We start from the raw sequence: 14,225 nt of genomic DNA on the forward strand, positions 1-14,225 counted from the left end.
CCCCCGCACGCGGACGTGCCGCCGGAGCGTCTCGCTCCGGCGGCACGGGGTCGGTCCCTTGGGCGACACTCAGGACGTGATCGGCGGCGCCGTCCCGCCGCCGGTCCCGCCGCCCGCCGCGCCGAGCGAGGGGCCGACCGCGCGCAGGGCGCCCGGTGTGCGCCCCTCGCCCCAGCCGATCTCCCGCCGGTAGCTGCCGAGCAGGCCGCGGCCGGCGAGGGCGGCCTCGTCCCGTACGGCCGGGTCCTCGGGGACCGGCCGGGTCAGCGGGGACACGAACAGCGCGTCCACCGGGCAGTTGGCCTCGCACAGGAAGCAGGTCTGGCAGTCCTCCTGCCGGGCGAGCAGCGGGATCCCCTCCGGCCCCCGCTCGAAGACGTCGGTCGGGCAGACCTCCACGCACTTGTCGCAGGCAATGCACCGCTCGGCCGAAACCAGCTCGATCATGCGACCAGCTCCGCCGGCCGCGTCCACACCCGGTCGAGCCCGCCCGTGACGATCCGGTGGTGCTGCGCCGGGTCCTGCCCCGGGTGGTCGAGCCGGCGGGCCATCCCGCGGCTCTCCGTACGGGCCAGCGCCGAGGCGTACATCCAGCGGGCGTGCGCCGTCATGGCCGCCGCCTGCCGGACCTTGACCAGCCCGGCGCCCTCCCCGCGGAGGGAGCGCACCTGCGCCCAAAGCTCGTCGAGGGCGCCGAGCGCGCCGGTGAGGACGGGGCCGCGCCGCAGGTAGTTCTTGTCGTACGGCAGCACCTCCTCCTGTACGAGCCGTACGAGTTCCCGTGCCTCCCCGGGCCCGGCCGCTGACCCGGCGCCCCCGGTCGGCCGCAGGCCCGCCCCGCCGGCCCCGGTGACCGGCCGGAAGGCGGCCCGGACCGAGCCCAGCGCGCGGGCGTACCGGGCCGCGCCGGCCCCCGCCCAACTGCCCGAGGACATCGCCCAGGCGGCGTTGTGGCTGCCGCCTCCGGTGAAGCCCCCGCAGATCTCCTCGCGGGTGGCCGCGTCCCCGGCGGCGTACAACCCGGGGACCGAGGTGGCGCAGTCGTCCCCCGTGATCCGGATGCCGCCGGTGCCGCGGACGGTGCCCTCGGCCAGCAGCGTGACGGAGAAGCGGTCGGTGAAGGGGTCGATGCCGAGCCGGTCGAAGGTGAGGAAGAAGTTCGGCTGCGCGAGCCGCATCGCGGCCTGCGCGGTGGTGTCGGCCCGGTCGAGGCGGGCGAAGACCCGGGCTCCGGTGAGGAGTTCACCGGCGATGGCGGAGCGCCCGCCTTGGCTGGCGGCGCCCTCCAGGACCTCGCCGTCCTCCCGGTAGAAGGTGGCGAAGGAGTAGAAGGCCGTCTTGGTGACGGAGGTGCCCTCGGGGGCGATCCCGTAGGAGTTGGAGAACTCCATGCCGGACAGTTCGGCCCCGGTCTCGGCGGCGAACAGCGCGCCGTCCCCGGTGTTGGTGTTGGTGCCGAGCGCGCCGCTGAGGAAGGCGCAGCCCCCGGTGGCCAGGACGACGGCGCCGGCCCGGACCCGGTAGGGCTCGCCGGCCTGGCGCCGGTATCCGGCGGCGCCCGCGACCGCTCCGTCCGCGTCGGTCAGCAGCTCGGCGACCGGGCTGTGGTCGAGGATCCGGACCCCGGCGCGGCGGATCCGGATGCGCATCCGCCGCATGTACTCCGGCCCCTGGAGGCCGTTTCGGAGCGGACTGCCGTCGGGGCCGGTCGGGAAGGGGTAGCGCCCCTCGTCGGCCAGCTCGTTCATCCGGGCGTACGTCTCGTCGAGCACCCGGGACATCCACCGCCGGTCGGCGAGGTACCCGCCGAGCCCCTCGCGGCTCGCCATCGCGGCCTCACGGGCCGCCGGCTCCGGCGGGACGTACCAGACGCCGGTGCCGCCGGCGGCCGTCGCCCCGCTGGTGCCGCAGTAGCCCTTGTCGGCGAGGACGACGGAGGCCCCGGCCCCGGCCGCCTTGAGGGCGGCCCAGGTGGCGGCGGGGCCCCCGCCGACCACGAGCACGTCGGCGACGTGCTCGCTCACGCCCCGGCTCCGTGGCCGGCCGCCACTGCCGGCGCCGCTGCCGACGCTGCCGTCGTGTAGCGGTTGGCGGGGCGGGCCAGGCCGTAGTTCTCGCGCAGGGTCCGGCCCGTGTACTCGGTGCGGAAGAGCCCGCGGCGCTGCAGGATCGGCACGACCTGGTCGACGAAGTCGGTGAGCCCGGTGGGGAGTACGGGAGCCATGATGTTGAAGCCGTCGGCGGCCCCCTGGGTGAACCACTCCTCCAGCTGGTCGGCGATCTGCTCGGGCGTCCCCGCGAAGACGCGGTGGCCGCGGCCCGCGCCCAGGCGGGCGATCAGCTCGCGCAGGGTGAGGCCCTCGCGGCGGGCGAGCTCGGCGACGAGCGTGAAGCGGCTCTTGTTGCCGTTGACGTCCCGCTCCTCGGGCAGGTCGGGCAGCCCGCCGTCGAGCGGCAGCCCGGTGAGGTCCACGTTCAGCATGTTGGAGAGCTGCGCGAGGCCGTACTCCGGGATCTGGAGCTCGGTGAGCTCCTGCTCCAGGGCCCTGGCCTCGGCCTCGGTGGAACCGATGACGGGGGCGATGCCGGGCAGCACGAGCAGCTGGTCCTCGGAGCGGCCGTACTTGGCGAGGCGCGACTTGAGGTCCTTGTAGAAGGTCTGCCCGTCGGCGAGGGTCTGCTGCGCGGTGAAGACGGCCTCGGCGTACTGGGCGGCGAACTCCTTGCCGTCCTCGGAGGACCCGGCCTGCACGAGCAGCGGGTGGCCCTGCGGGGAGCGGGGCACGTTGAGCGGTCCGGCGACGCCGAAGTACTCGCCCTTGTGCGCGGCGGGGTGGAGCTTGTCGGTGTCGGCGTAGACGCCGCCCTCCTTGTCGAGGACGATCGCGTCGTCCTCCCAGCTGTCCCAGAGCTTGGTGGCCACGTTGAGGAACTCGCGGGCCCGCTCGTAGCGGAGGTTGTGCTCGAGGTGCTCGTCGCGGTTGAAGTTGCGGGCCTCGTCGGCGCTGCCGGAGGTGACGATGTTCCAGCCGGCCCGGCCGCCGCTGATGTGGTCGAGGGAGGCGAACTTCCGGGCCAGGTTGTAGGGCTCGTTGAAGGTGGTGGAGACGGTGGCGATGAGCCCGATGTGCTCGGTGACGGCGGCGATCGCGGAGAGCAGGGTGAGCGGCTCGAAGCCGCCGACGGCGTTGTATCGGGCCTTGCCCCAGAGGGCGACCCCGTCGGCGAAGAAGATCGAGTCGAGCCGCCCGCGCTCGGCGGTACGGGCCAGTTCCTGGAAGTAGCGCAGATCGGTGATCCGCTCGGGGCTGCTGGAGGGGTGGCGCCAGGCGGCGTCGTGGTGGCCCGCGTTCATGAGGAAGGCGTTGAGGTGGAGGGTCCGGGGTGCGGTCATGTCGTGTCCTCGGTGGGGATGTGGGCGCGCGGCGCCCGCAAGGGTGTGGTCGTGGCGGGCCGGGCGGCCCGAGCGGCCGGGGGCCGGGAGGTCAGGGACGGCCGGCGGCCGAGGGTTCAGGGACGGCCGGCTCAGCGCCTCAGGACGGGACGCGCCATGTGCTCAGGCGGCGTTCGATCGTGACGAGGATCTGGTTGAAGGCGAGGCCGATCGCGGAGATCGTGACGATGCCCGCGTACATCTGCGGGATCGCGAAGTTGAACTGCGAGGCGTTGATCAGGTAGCCGAGGCCCGCCTTCGCGCCGATCATCTCGGCCGCGACCAGGACCAGGATGGAGACGGCCCCGGCCAGCCGGATGCCCGTGAAGATGACCGGCACCGACGCCGGCAAGATCACCTTCTGGAAGAGCTTCGGCGTGGACAGGTCCATCGAGCGCGCCAGTTTCACCAGGGTCGGATCGGCGTTGCCCACGGCGCTGATGGTGTTCAGCAGGATCGGCCAGACGCAGGCGTAGACGACGATCGAGACCTTCGAGGTCTCCCCGATGCCCAGCAGCAGGACGAACACCGGCAGCAGCGCGAGCGCCGCCGTGTTGCGGAACACCTCCAGCAGCGGCCCCAGCAGCGCCGCCACCGGCCGGTACCAGCCGATCAGCAGCCCGAGCGGGACCGCGACGGCCACCGCGATGCCGAATCCGCCGAAGGAGCGGGCCAGGCTCGCCTTGCTGTGCTCCGCGAGCTGCCCGTTGCCCAGCAGCTCCCACCAGGCCTTGGCGACCTCGCTCACCGGAGGCAGGAACGTCGCGTCGACCAGTCCCAGCCGCGGCGCCGCCTCCCACAGTCCCAGCAGCGCCAGGATCGCCGCCGACCGCAGGGCCACCGCCCGCAGCACCCGCAGGCCGCGCAGGGCCACGGCCGCGGCCGGCGACCGTACGGGGGCCCGCGCGGGGGTCCGTACCGCCGCGGGCGCGAGGTCCCGTACGGCTGTCGCCGCCGCTTCCGCCTCGACGCCCGTCTCGACGTCCGTCTTGACGTCCGTCTTGACGTCCGTCTTGACGCCCGGTTCCGCCTCTACCGCTGCTTCCACCGTCGTGCTCATACGGCGACCTCCTCCTTCTCCAGTTGCTGGGCGCGGGCCACCTCGTCGTGGAGCAGGGTCCAGATCTCGTGGCGGTAGCGGGCGAACTCCGGGCTGGAGCGCAGGTCTTCACCCGTGGCCCCGGTGGCCCGGTCGCCGAACGACACCGGGACGACCTGCTTGACCCGGCCGGGGCGGGAGGTGATGACCGCCACCCGCTGCCCGAGGTACACGGCCTCCTCGATGCCGTGCGTGATGAACACGATCGTCTTGCCGGTGCTCTGCCAGATCCGCCGCAGTTCGTCCTGGAGGGACTCGCGGGTCTGCGCGTCGAGCGCGGCGAACGGCTCGTCCATCAGGAGCACGTCCGGGTCGTACGCGAGCGAGCGCGCGATGGCGACCCGCTGGCGCATGCCGCCGGACAGTTCGTGCGGATGCCGGTCCTCGAAGCCGGTGAGGCCGACCAGGTCCAGGAACTCGCGTGCCTTCGCCGTCCGTTGGCGGCGCGGGACGCCGGTGGCCTCCAGGCCGAACTCGATGTTGCCCAGCGCGGTGCGCCACGGCAGCAGCGCGTACTGCTGGAAGACGATGCCCCGGTCGAGCCCCGGCCCGGTGACCGGCTTGCCGTCGAGCAGGATCCGGCCGGAGGTGGGCGGGGTCAGGCCGCCGAGCAGATCCAGGAGGGTGGACTTGCCGCAGCCGCTGGGGCCCACGACGACCACGAACTCCCCCGACCCGATCTCCAGGTCGATGCCGTCGAGGGCGGTGAACTCCTCCTTGGCCCCGTTCTTGTTCTTGCCCTTCGTCGGGAAGGTCTTCGTCACGGACTCGAACACGATCTTCGCCATGCCGGATCAGCCCTTCCCGTATCCGTTGAACTCGTTGGTGTAGAGGTCGGCCGCCTTGAGCTGGTCCTTCTTGATCTCGCCGCGGTCGCCGAGCCAGTCGAGCCAGAGCTGGAACGACTTGTCCTCGACCCGGCCGCCCGTCTCGGCGACTCCGTAGGAGCGCCAGAACTGCAGGGTCGCCGTGTCCTCGTTGCGGCCGCGCTTCTTGACGATCTCCGTCATCCGCGCGATGACCTGCTCGCGCGGAGTGGTGCGGGACCACTCGATGGCCTTGGCCACGCCGGTCACGAAGGTCCGTACGGTGTCCGGGTTCTGCTTGATGAAGCGCTCGGTCATGATGTACGTCCCGGCGCTGAACGGACCGAGCAGTTCCACATCGGTGAACAGCGGGCGGATGCCGCCGGCCGCCAGGGCCTTGTCGCGCAGGACTCCGGTGAGGACACCGACCTCGATCTGCTTCGCCCGCAGCGCCTGTTCGGTGTTGACGGGCGGAACCACGAGGGGCTCGACCTTGGCCGCGTCCGCCTTGGAGAGGCCGCCCCGGCTCAGGTAGATGTCGAGCAGGGCCTGGTAGTGGGCGCCCAGGGTGTTCATGCCGACCTTCTTGCCGATCAGGTCGCGGGCGGAGCGGAGCGGGCTGTCCTCCAGGACGTAGTAGCCGCCGTAGGAGTACTGGTCGGAGCCGTAGGAGGAGATGACGGCCTTGATCGGGGCCTTGGTGGCGGCGAGCTTGATGACGGCGCCGTTGAAGGCGCTGCCGAAGTGCGTCTGGCCGGTGGCCGCGGACTGGATGTCCTGGGGGCCGCTGATGGTGTTGCCGACCCAGTCCAGGGTCACGTTCCCGAGGTAGCCGAGGTCGGCGGCGAGCTCGGGGAGCGTGACCCCGCCGACGTTGCCCTGGTACTTCAGTGAGGTGATCTGCTCGCCGCCGGAGCCGCCGGTGGCGGTCGCCGTCCCGCAGCTCACCGCGGCCGCCGAGATGCCGAGCAGGGTGAGGAACTGGCGTCGGGAGGTACGGGTGGTGGTGAAAGCTGCGGACATCGCGATTCCTTGTCGATCCGGGTCGGGCGGGTGGGGCGGGTCGGGCGGGCGGTTCCGTACGAAGGTCAGCGCGCGGTGGCGAGCGCGGCGGCCTGGGCGGCGCGCAGGGCGTCGGCGAACTCGTCGACGGCCTGGTACAGGTCCAGCTCCGCCTCGGGCCGCAGCCGGTCCGGGCCGGCCCCGCGCTCGACGGAGGAGTCCAGGACGAAGCGGCCGGCGGTGACGTGCCGGGCGCCGAGCGCGGCGAGGACCGGGCGCAGGGCGTAGTCGATGGTCAGGACATGGGCGAGGCTGCCGCCGGTGGCCAGCGGGAAGACCGTCTTCCCGGCCAGCCCGTCCTGCGGGAGCAGGTCGAGGAAGGCCTTGAGGAGTCCGGTGTACGAGGCCTTGTAGACGGGCGTCGCGATGACGATCCCGTCGGCTTCGGCGACGGCTTCGAGGGCCCGGCGGATCTCCGGCTCGCCGCGGCGTGCGGCGAGCAGATCGGCGGCGGGGAGTTCCCGGACGGCGAGCTGCGCGGTCTCGAACCCGGCGTGGTTCAGGCGGCGCAGGATGTGGTCGGCGACCACGTCGGTACGGGAGTGGACGGACGGACTGCCGGTGAGGGCGAGCAGCTTGGGCACGGAGCGCTCCTTGGCTGACGGGGAGGGGCGGTGGGGTGGGACGGGTGGTTCGGGGCCGGGCGGGGCCGGGCGGGGCCGGACCGGGCCTGCCCGGCGCCGGCGCAGGCTCAGGCTTCGGAGGCGGAGGCTCCGGACGCGATGCCGAAGGCCGGGTCCGGCACGGTCTCCGGGCTGATCAGCCGGGACGGGACCCCGTCGGGGCCGACCGGGACGTCTCCGTCGACCGTCACGCGGCGCAGGGTGCGCTCGTGGTCGTCGGAGTCGTCGACGCCGTAGTGCTGGGTGGCGCGGTTGTCCCAGATCGCGACCTCACCGGCCTGCCACTGCCAGCGGACGGTGTTCTCGGGGAGCTCGATGTGGGCCTGGAAGAGGTCCTGGAGGAGGCGCGAGTCACGGCCGGTGAGCCCGTTGATCCGCTGGACGAAGTTGCCGAGCAGCAGGGTGCGTTCGCCTGTCTCGGGGTGGACCCGGACCACCGGGTGCTCGGTGAGGAACTTGGTCGAGGTGAACACCTCGCGGTACTGGGCCAGGGCCTCGGGCAGGGCGTCGGGCTTCAGGGCCGCGTAGTCGTACTCGTTGGTGTGCACGGCGCGGAGGCTGTCGGCGAGGACGCGCAGCGGCTCGGGCAGGCCGGCGTAGGCGGTGGCCGTGTTGGCCCACAGGGTGTTGCCCCCGTACGGCGGGATGGTGACGGCGCGCAGGATGGAGAAGGCGGGGTAGGCGGGGACGAAGGTGACGTCCGTGTGCCACTGGTTGGCGCGGGCTCCGTGGTGGGAGTCGATGCCGAGCGCGTAACGCCCGTCGGCGGAGGGCACGGTGGGGTGGGCGACGGGCGCGCCGAGCAGCTCGGCGAAGGCCTCGTGCCCGTCCTCGTCGAGGTGGTCCTGACCGCGGAAGAAGACGACCTTGTGGGCGAGCAGCGCGGCCCGGATCCCGGCGACGGCCTCGGCTTCGAGCTCGCCGCCGAGGCGGACCCCACCGATCTCGGCGCCTATGCGGCCGCCGATCTTGGTGACGGTGAGGTCGGTGCGGGTGGCAGTGGACATGAGAGGCTCCTTGTTTATTTCCGCAGGGGAAGAAATGAGGCAAGCGAGGACGCCGGGATCCGGCCGGGGCAAAGGGACGGAGGTGGCGTGTTCGACGGGGTGACGAGGTTCGGCGGGGCGACGAGGTTCGGCGGGCGGCGAGTTCCAACGGGCAACGGGCGGGGCCGGCGGCGGGTCAGCGACGTTCAGCCGGCAGAGTGCGCGGGTCGACGGGCAGCCGCCGTCGGCCGGCGACGGGGCGAGCGGGCAGGTAGGCGGTACTCGGATCCGATCGGCCTGAACCCGCGGCCTTGGCCACCAGCACTCCGCCGGCGGCTCGGCGCGAGTCCGTACGACCACCCGGACGACGGGGCACGAGGGCCCGGCCACTCGGCAAGTCAGTGCCCCCGGAGCCCCGTGCCCCAAGGACTCAGGGAGTCAAGGACCCAAGGGCTCAGGGACTCAAGGGCGCAGACGCTCAGGAACAGCGCGGGGCCGTACAGCGACGGCCCTGACACTCGCCCGGCGCGGTACAGAGGCCGGGGGTGTGGAGCCGCGGGGCGAGGAACTCGGTCGCGGTCATGTCCCGGAGACTGCCAGCGCCCCCAGCCCCGGTCAACCCCGACGAGCACCCCCCACCCGCACTCCTGGCCCCCGGCACATACACACTGCGACCTGCGCTTTCACCATTTCCCCCCACTCCCGGAACGGCCGAAACCCATGGCCTGATTTCACGCCCCCGCAACGCACCCGCCACGCAGCCCCTGCCGCCATCAGCTCGCCCGCCCGCGCCGAGCGCGGCGACACGGCATGATCGGGACCACACCCCACCCTCCGAGGAGCCCGCCCGTGTCCTCCACCCCCGGTGACAGCCGGGCCGTCGCCAATGCCGCCGCCGTGCTCCGTGCCGTCCTGAGCCACGGCCCCCTCGCGCGGAGCGACATCCCGCAGCTCTGCGGTCTCAGCCCGGCCGCCGTGTCCCGGCAGACCACGGCCCTGCTCCGCGCCGGCCTGCTGTGCGAACGCCCCGGACCGGAGCAGCCGCCCGCGGCAAGCGGCCCCGGGTCCGGAACCGGTGCCGGACCCGGCACCGCCACCCCCGGCACCACCCCCGGCCCCGGCCGCCCCCGCATTCCCCTCGACCTGCACACCGGACCCCTCGGCGGCCCCCTCGCCGCCGGACTGCACATCGGTGTGCCCGCCTCCACCTTCAGCCTCGTCGACCTCCGCGGCCGCGTCCTGGCCCGCCGGGCCTTCCCGCACGCGGGCCTCTCCTGCGACCGCCTGCCCGCGGCCATCGCCGCCGAGCTCGGCCGGTTCCTCCGGGACTCCCATCCCGCCGGCCGCCCCCTGCTCGGCGTCGGCGCGGCGCTCGGCGGCTGGGTCCGCCCCGCCGACGGGACCGTCGTGCGCCACGACGCCCTCGGCTGGCGCGAGCTCCCGCTCGCCGCCGAGCTCTCCGACCGCCTCGGGCTGCCCGTCTCCGTGGACAACCACGCCCGCGCCATCGCCCACGCCGAGATCCTCTTCGGCCGCCCCGAAGCCCGCTCCAGCCTCCTCCACCTCTTCATCGGCAACGTCGTCGACGCCGCCTTCGGCATCGAGGGCACCGTGCACCAGGGCCCGGGCGCAGCCGCCGGGGACGTCGCGCACCTCCCCGTGCCCGGTTCGCGGACCCCCTGCGCGTGCGGCCGTACGGGTTGTCTCCAGGCGAGCGCCTCCGACGGAGTCATCGGCGCCGAGGCCGTGCGCCGCGGCATCGTCCCGGAGCCCTCCATCAACCTCCTGGTCGACGCCGCCGCCACCGGCGACCCCCGCGCCGACCGGCTGCTGCGCGAACGCGCCCGTACCGTCGGCAGGGCCGCGGCCCTGCTCCTCGACGTGTTCAACCCGGCCGTCATGGTGGTCTCGGAGCTGGCCGGCATCCTCCACGAGGGCTACCTCGACGAGATCCGGGACGCGGCCGGCGCCCAGGACCGCTACGGGCGCCGGATCGTCGCCCCGCACGCGGGTCCGGCCGTACTCCCGGTAGCCTCCGCGACCGTGCTCCTCGCCCCGCTCTTTCGTGATCCCTCCCGACTCACATGAGAGGGGGAGATCACATCCGGTGGTTATAGGTCGTTCACAAGGACCCCCCTACCATTCGAGCCATGACGGTCCTGCCTGATGACGGGCTCTCCTTGGCCGCCGAATTCCCTGACGCGACGCATGAGCAGTGGCAGCGCCTGGTAGAGGGCGTGCTGCGCAAGTCGGGCAAGGAAGTTTCCGGCGAGGCAGCGGAAGACGCGTTGTCCACGAAGCTCGAGGACGGGCTCACCACCCGCCCGCTGTACACCGCGCCCGAAGCCGCGCCCGACACCGGTTTTCCGGGGTTCGCGCCCTTCGTACGGGGCGGGCGCGCCGAAGGCGGCGCCGCCTCGGGCTGGGACGTGCGCCAGCGGATCGCGGGCAGTGACCCCGTACGGGTGAACGACGCGGCCCTGGCCGACCTGGAGAACGGGACCACCTCGCTGTGGCTGGCCGTCGGCGACGCCGGCCTCCCCGCCGAGGGCCTGGGCCGGGCGCTGGAGGGGGTCTACCTCGACCTCGCGCCCGTCTCCCTGGACCCCGGGGCCCAGTTCGCCGAGGCCGCCCGCGCCCTGCTCGCGCTGTACGCCGAGCGCGGGGTGGCCCCCGAGGCGGCCCACGCGTCCCTGGGCGCCGACCCGCTGGGCCACGAGGCCCGGACGGGCGAGGCGCTCGACCTGGCCGAGGCCGCCGCGCTCGCCGCGCGGACGGCCGCCTGGCCCCACGTGCGCGCCCTGACCGTCGACGCCCTGCCCTACCACGAGGCGGGCGGCAGCGCCGCCGAGGAGCTGGGGCTGTCCCTGGCCACCGGGGTCGCCTACCTGCGCGCCCTCACCGAAGCCGGTCTGAGCACCGAAGCGGCCCTCGGCGAGCTGGAGTTCCGCTACGCCGCCACCGCCGACCAGTTCCTCACCATCGCCAAGCTGCGCGCCGCCCGCCGGCTGTGGGCCCGGATCGCCGAGGCCTGCGGGGCCCCGGCGGCCGGAGCCCAGCGCCAGCACGCCGTGACCTCGCCGGTGATGATGACCCGCCGCGACCCGTGGGTGAACATGCTGCGCACCACCGTCGCCTGCATGGCGGCGGGCGTGGGCGGCGCGGACTCGGTCACCGTGCTCCCCTTCGACCAAGAGCTCGGCCTGCCCGACGCGTTCGCGCGCCGCATCTCCCGCAACACCTCCACGATCCTGCTGGAGGAATCCCACCTGGCCCGCGTGATCGACCCGGCCGGCGGCTCGTACTACGTCGAGCGGCTCACGGACGAACTCGCCCACGCCGCCTGGGAGTTCTTCCAGACCATCGAGAAGGCGGGCGGCCAGGCCGCCGCCCTGCGCTCCGGCCTGGTGGCCGACCGCCTCGCCGCCACCTGGGCGACGCGTTCGAAGAAGCTGGCCACACGCCGCGAACCCGTCACCGGAGTCAGCGAGTTCCCGCACCTGTCCGAGAAGCCGGTCGTACGGGAGCCCGCGCCGGCCCCGCTCACCGGCGGACTGCCGCGCGTGCGGCGGGGCGAAGCGTACGAGGCCCTGCGCGCGCGCAGCGACGTACACCTGGAGGCGACCGGGGCCCGGCCCACCGTCTTCCTGGCGGCCCTGGGCCCGGCGGCCGCGCACACCGCCCGCGCCACCTTCGCCTCGAACCTGTTCCAGGCGGGCGGCATCACCCCGGTCCACGACCCGGTGTCGGTGACCCCGGAGACGGCGGCCGCGGCCTACGCGGCGAGCGGCGCCGACGGCATGGCCGTGCTGTGCTCCAGCGACGCGCTGTACGAGGAGCAGGCCGAGGCGGTGGCCGCGGCCCTGCGCTCGGCGGGCGCGACGACCGTGTTCCTCGCGGGCAGGCCCGGCACCGCCGAGACGGCCGTGGACGAGTACGTCTTCGCCGGCTGCGACGCGATCGCCGTGCTGTCCTCCGTACTCGACCGGATGGGAGTCGCGTCTTGAGCAGCGACCGCACCCCCCGCATCCCCGATTTCTCCGAACTCCCGCTGGACGGCGGGGCTCCGGCAGCCGGCTCCGAGGACCAGTGGCGCACCGCGCTGAAGGAGTCCACCGGCTCGGGAGCCGCCGAGCTGCTGTGGGAGACCCCCGAGGGGATCGGCGTACAGCCCCTGTACACGGGTCGTGACCTGGAGGGCCTGGACTTCCTCCAGACCTACCCGGGTGTGGCCCCGTACCTGCGCGGCCCGTACCCGACGATGTACGTGAACCAGCCCTGGACGATCCGGCAGTACGCCGGCTTCTCCACGGCCGAGGAGTCCAACGCCTTCTACCGGCGCAACCTGGCCTCCGGCCAGAAGGGCCTGTCGATCGCCTTCGACCTGCCCACGCACCGCGGCTACGACAGCGACCACCCGCGCGTGACCGGTGACGTCGGCATGGCGGGCGTGGCCATCGACTCGATCTACGACATGCGCCAGCTCTTCGACGGCATCCCGCTCGACAAGATGACCGTGTCGATGACGATGAACGGCGCCGTACTGCCGGTCCTCGCCCTCTACATCGTGGCGGCGGAGGAGCAGGGCGTCTCCCCCGACAAGCTCGCCGGGACCATCCAGAACGACATCCTCAAAGAGTTCATGGTCCGCAACACCTACATCTACCCGCCGAAGCCCTCGATGCGGATCATCTCCGACATCTTCGCCTTCACCTCGCAGAACATGCCCCGCTACAACTCCATCTCCATCTCCGGCTACCACATCCAGGAAGCCGGGGCCACGGCCGACCTGGAGCTGGCGTACACCCTCGCGGACGGCGTGGAGTACCTGCGGGCGGGCCAGGCCGTCGGCCTCGACGTGGACGCCTTCGCCCCGCGCCTGTCCTTCTTCTGGGCCATCGGCATGAACTTCTTCATGGAGGTGGCGAAGCTCCGCGCGGCGCGCCTCCTGTGGGCGCGCCTGGTCAAGCAGTTCGACCCGAAGAACGCCAAGTCCCTCTCCCTGCGCACCCATTCGCAGACCTCGGGCTGGTCCCTCACGGCGCAGGACGTCTTCAACAACGTCACCCGCACCTGCATCGAGGCGATGGCCGCGACCCAGGGCCACACCCAGTCCCTGCACACCAACGCGCTGGACGAGGCCCTCGCCCTCCCGACGGACTTCTCGGCCCGCATCGCCCGCAACACGCAGCTCCTGCTCCAGCAGGAGTCGGGCACCTGCCGGTCCATCGACCCGTGGGGCGGCAGCGCGTACGTCGAGAAGCTGACGTACGACCTCGCGCGCCGGGCCTGGCAGCACATCCAGGAGGTCGAGGCCGCCGGCGGCATGGCACAGGCCATCGACGCCGGCATCCCCAAACTCCGGATCGAGGAGGCCGCCGCTCGTACCCAGGCCCGCATCGACTCCGGCCGCCAGCCCGTCATCGGCATCAACAAGTACCGGGTCGAGACCGACGAGCAGATCGACGTCCTCAAGGTCGACAACTCCTCCGTGCGCACCCAGCAGATCGAGAAGCTGCGGCGGCTGCGGGCGGAGCGCGACGAGGCGGTCACCCAGGACACCCTGCGGGCGCTGACGAACGCGGCGGAGCGCGGGGACGGCAACCTCCTCGCCCTGGCGGTGAACGCGGCGCGCGCGAAGGCCACGGTCGGCGAGATCTCGGACGCCCTGGAGAAGGTCTACGGGCGGCACACGAGCCAGATCCGTACGATCTCGGGTGTGTACCGCACCGAAGCAGGCGAGTCCCCGTCCCTGGAGCGCACCCGCGCGCTCGTCGACCGGTTCGAGGAGTCGGAGGGCCGCCGGCCGCGCATCCTGGTCTGCAAGATGGGCCAGGACGGGCACGACCGCGGCCAGAAGGTGATCGCGACCGCCTTCGCCGACCTCGGCTTCGACGTGGACGTCGGCCCGCTGTTCCAGACCCCGGAGGAAGTGGCCCGCCAGGCCGTCGAGGCCGACGTGCACGTGGTCGGCGTCTCCTCCCTCGCGGCCGGCCACCTCACCCTCGTACCGGCGCTGCGCGAGGCCCTCGCCTCGGAGGGCCGCGAGGACATCATGATCGTGGTCGGCGGGGTCATCCCGCCGGCGGACGTCCCCACGCTCCTCGAAATGGGCGCGACGGCCGTCTTCCCGCCCGGCACGGTCATCCCGGACGCGGCGCACGACCTGGTGACGCGGCTCGCCGCGGACCTGGGCCACGAGCTGTAGGCGCCGCC

General features: G+C 73.1%; 11 protein-coding genes. 3 read left to right on the forward strand and 8 right to left on the reverse strand.

Annotated features, from left to right (window positions below):
* Positions 1-69: 69 nt before the first annotated feature.
* From OG730_RS10200 to OG730_RS10235, 8 genes are all read right to left on the reverse strand, one after another.
* The gene (locus OG730_RS10200) at positions 70-447 is read right to left on the reverse strand and encodes a 4Fe-4S dicluster domain-containing protein (protein ID WP_327303945.1); all 378 of its coding nucleotides are present in this window, start codon (positions 445-447) and stop codon (positions 70-72) included.
* A complete protein-coding gene (locus tag OG730_RS10205; protein ID WP_327303946.1) occupies positions 444-2,024 on the reverse strand; it encodes an FAD-dependent oxidoreductase in 1,581 nt (526 codons plus the stop codon). Before OG730_RS10205 ends, OG730_RS10200 begins: the two co-directional genes overlap by 4 nt.
* The gene (locus tag OG730_RS10210) at positions 2,021-3,394 is read right to left on the reverse strand and encodes an LLM class flavin-dependent oxidoreductase (RefSeq protein WP_327303947.1); all 1,374 of its coding nucleotides are present in this window, start codon (positions 3,392-3,394) and stop codon (positions 2,021-2,023) included. The genes OG730_RS10205 and OG730_RS10210 overlap by 4 nt, the downstream gene beginning before the upstream one ends.
* A 139-nt stretch (positions 3,395-3,533) precedes the next feature.
* A complete protein-coding gene (locus OG730_RS10215) occupies positions 3,534-4,493 on the reverse strand; it encodes an ABC transporter permease (protein WP_327303948.1) in 960 nt (319 codons plus the stop codon).
* Entirely contained in the window at positions 4,490-5,320 is an 831-nt protein-coding gene (locus tag OG730_RS10220) for an ABC transporter ATP-binding protein (RefSeq protein WP_327303949.1), read from the reverse strand. Before OG730_RS10220 ends, OG730_RS10215 begins: the two co-directional genes overlap by 4 nt.
* Before the next feature lie 6 nt (positions 5,321-5,326).
* Complete coding sequence (locus OG730_RS10225) at positions 5,327-6,361, reverse strand: ABC transporter substrate-binding protein (protein ID WP_327303950.1); 1,035 nt, start codon at positions 6,359-6,361, stop codon at positions 5,327-5,329.
* Between the two features lie 65 nt (positions 6,362-6,426).
* Positions 6,427-6,984, reverse strand: coding sequence for an NADPH-dependent FMN reductase (gene ssuE / locus OG730_RS10230; RefSeq protein ID WP_327303951.1), 558 nt, complete (start codon positions 6,982-6,984; stop codon positions 6,427-6,429).
* 107 nt (positions 6,985-7,091) lie between these two features.
* Entirely contained in the window at positions 7,092-8,030 is a 939-nt protein-coding gene (locus tag OG730_RS10235) for a TauD/TfdA dioxygenase family protein (RefSeq protein WP_327303952.1), read from the reverse strand.
* 789 nt (positions 8,031-8,819) lie between these two features.
* Between OG730_RS10235 and OG730_RS10240 the strand changes: the two genes are divergently transcribed.
* The 3 genes from OG730_RS10240 (at position 8,820) to scpA (ending at position 14,217) form a co-directional block, all read left to right on the forward strand.
* Complete coding sequence (locus OG730_RS10240; RefSeq protein ID WP_442814869.1) at positions 8,820-10,097, forward strand: ROK family protein; 1,278 nt, start codon at positions 8,820-8,822, stop codon at positions 10,095-10,097.
* A gap of 62 nt (positions 10,098-10,159) precedes the next feature.
* Positions 10,160-12,016 (forward strand): methylmalonyl-CoA mutase family protein, encoded by a 1,857-nt coding sequence (locus tag OG730_RS10245; RefSeq protein WP_327303954.1) that lies wholly within the window; start codon positions 10,160-10,162, stop codon positions 12,014-12,016.
* A 20-nt stretch (positions 12,017-12,036) separates the two neighbouring features.
* Positions 12,037-14,217, forward strand: a complete 2,181-nt coding sequence (gene scpA / locus OG730_RS10250; protein ID WP_442815186.1) for a methylmalonyl-CoA mutase — start codon at positions 12,037-12,039, stop codon at positions 14,215-14,217.
* The last annotated feature ends 8 nt before the right edge of the window (positions 14,218-14,225 follow it).

Origin of the sequence: Streptomyces sp. NBC_01298, from assembly GCF_035978755.1 — a bacterium.
Taxonomy (GTDB): domain Bacteria; phylum Actinomycetota; class Actinomycetes; order Streptomycetales; family Streptomycetaceae; genus Streptomyces.

Bases quoted from the DNA above. Each gene is read 5' to 3' on its own strand.
- OG730_RS10245 (WP_327303954.1), top strand. From the start codon at position 10,160: ATGACGGTCCTGCCTGATGACGGGCTCTCCTTGGCCGCCGAATTCCCT.
- OG730_RS10235 (WP_327303952.1), bottom strand. From the start codon at position 8,030: ATGTCCACTGCCACCCGCACCGACCTCACCGTCACCAAGATCGGCGGC.
- OG730_RS10240 (WP_442814869.1), top strand. From the start codon at position 8,820: ATGATCGGGACCACACCCCACCCTCCGAGGAGCCCGCCCGTGTCCTCC.
- OG730_RS10215 (WP_327303948.1), bottom strand. From the start codon at position 4,493: ATGAGCACGACGGTGGAAGCAGCGGTAGAGGCGGAACCGGGCGTCAAG.
- OG730_RS10200 (WP_327303945.1), bottom strand. From the start codon at position 447: ATGATCGAGCTGGTTTCGGCCGAGCGGTGCATTGCCTGCGACAAGTGC.
- OG730_RS10225 (WP_327303950.1), bottom strand. From the start codon at position 6,361: ATGTCCGCAGCTTTCACCACCACCCGTACCTCCCGACGCCAGTTCCTC.
- OG730_RS10220 (WP_327303949.1), bottom strand. From the start codon at position 5,320: ATGGCGAAGATCGTGTTCGAGTCCGTGACGAAGACCTTCCCGACGAAG.
- OG730_RS10210 (WP_327303947.1), bottom strand. From the start codon at position 3,394: ATGACCGCACCCCGGACCCTCCACCTCAACGCCTTCCTCATGAACGCG.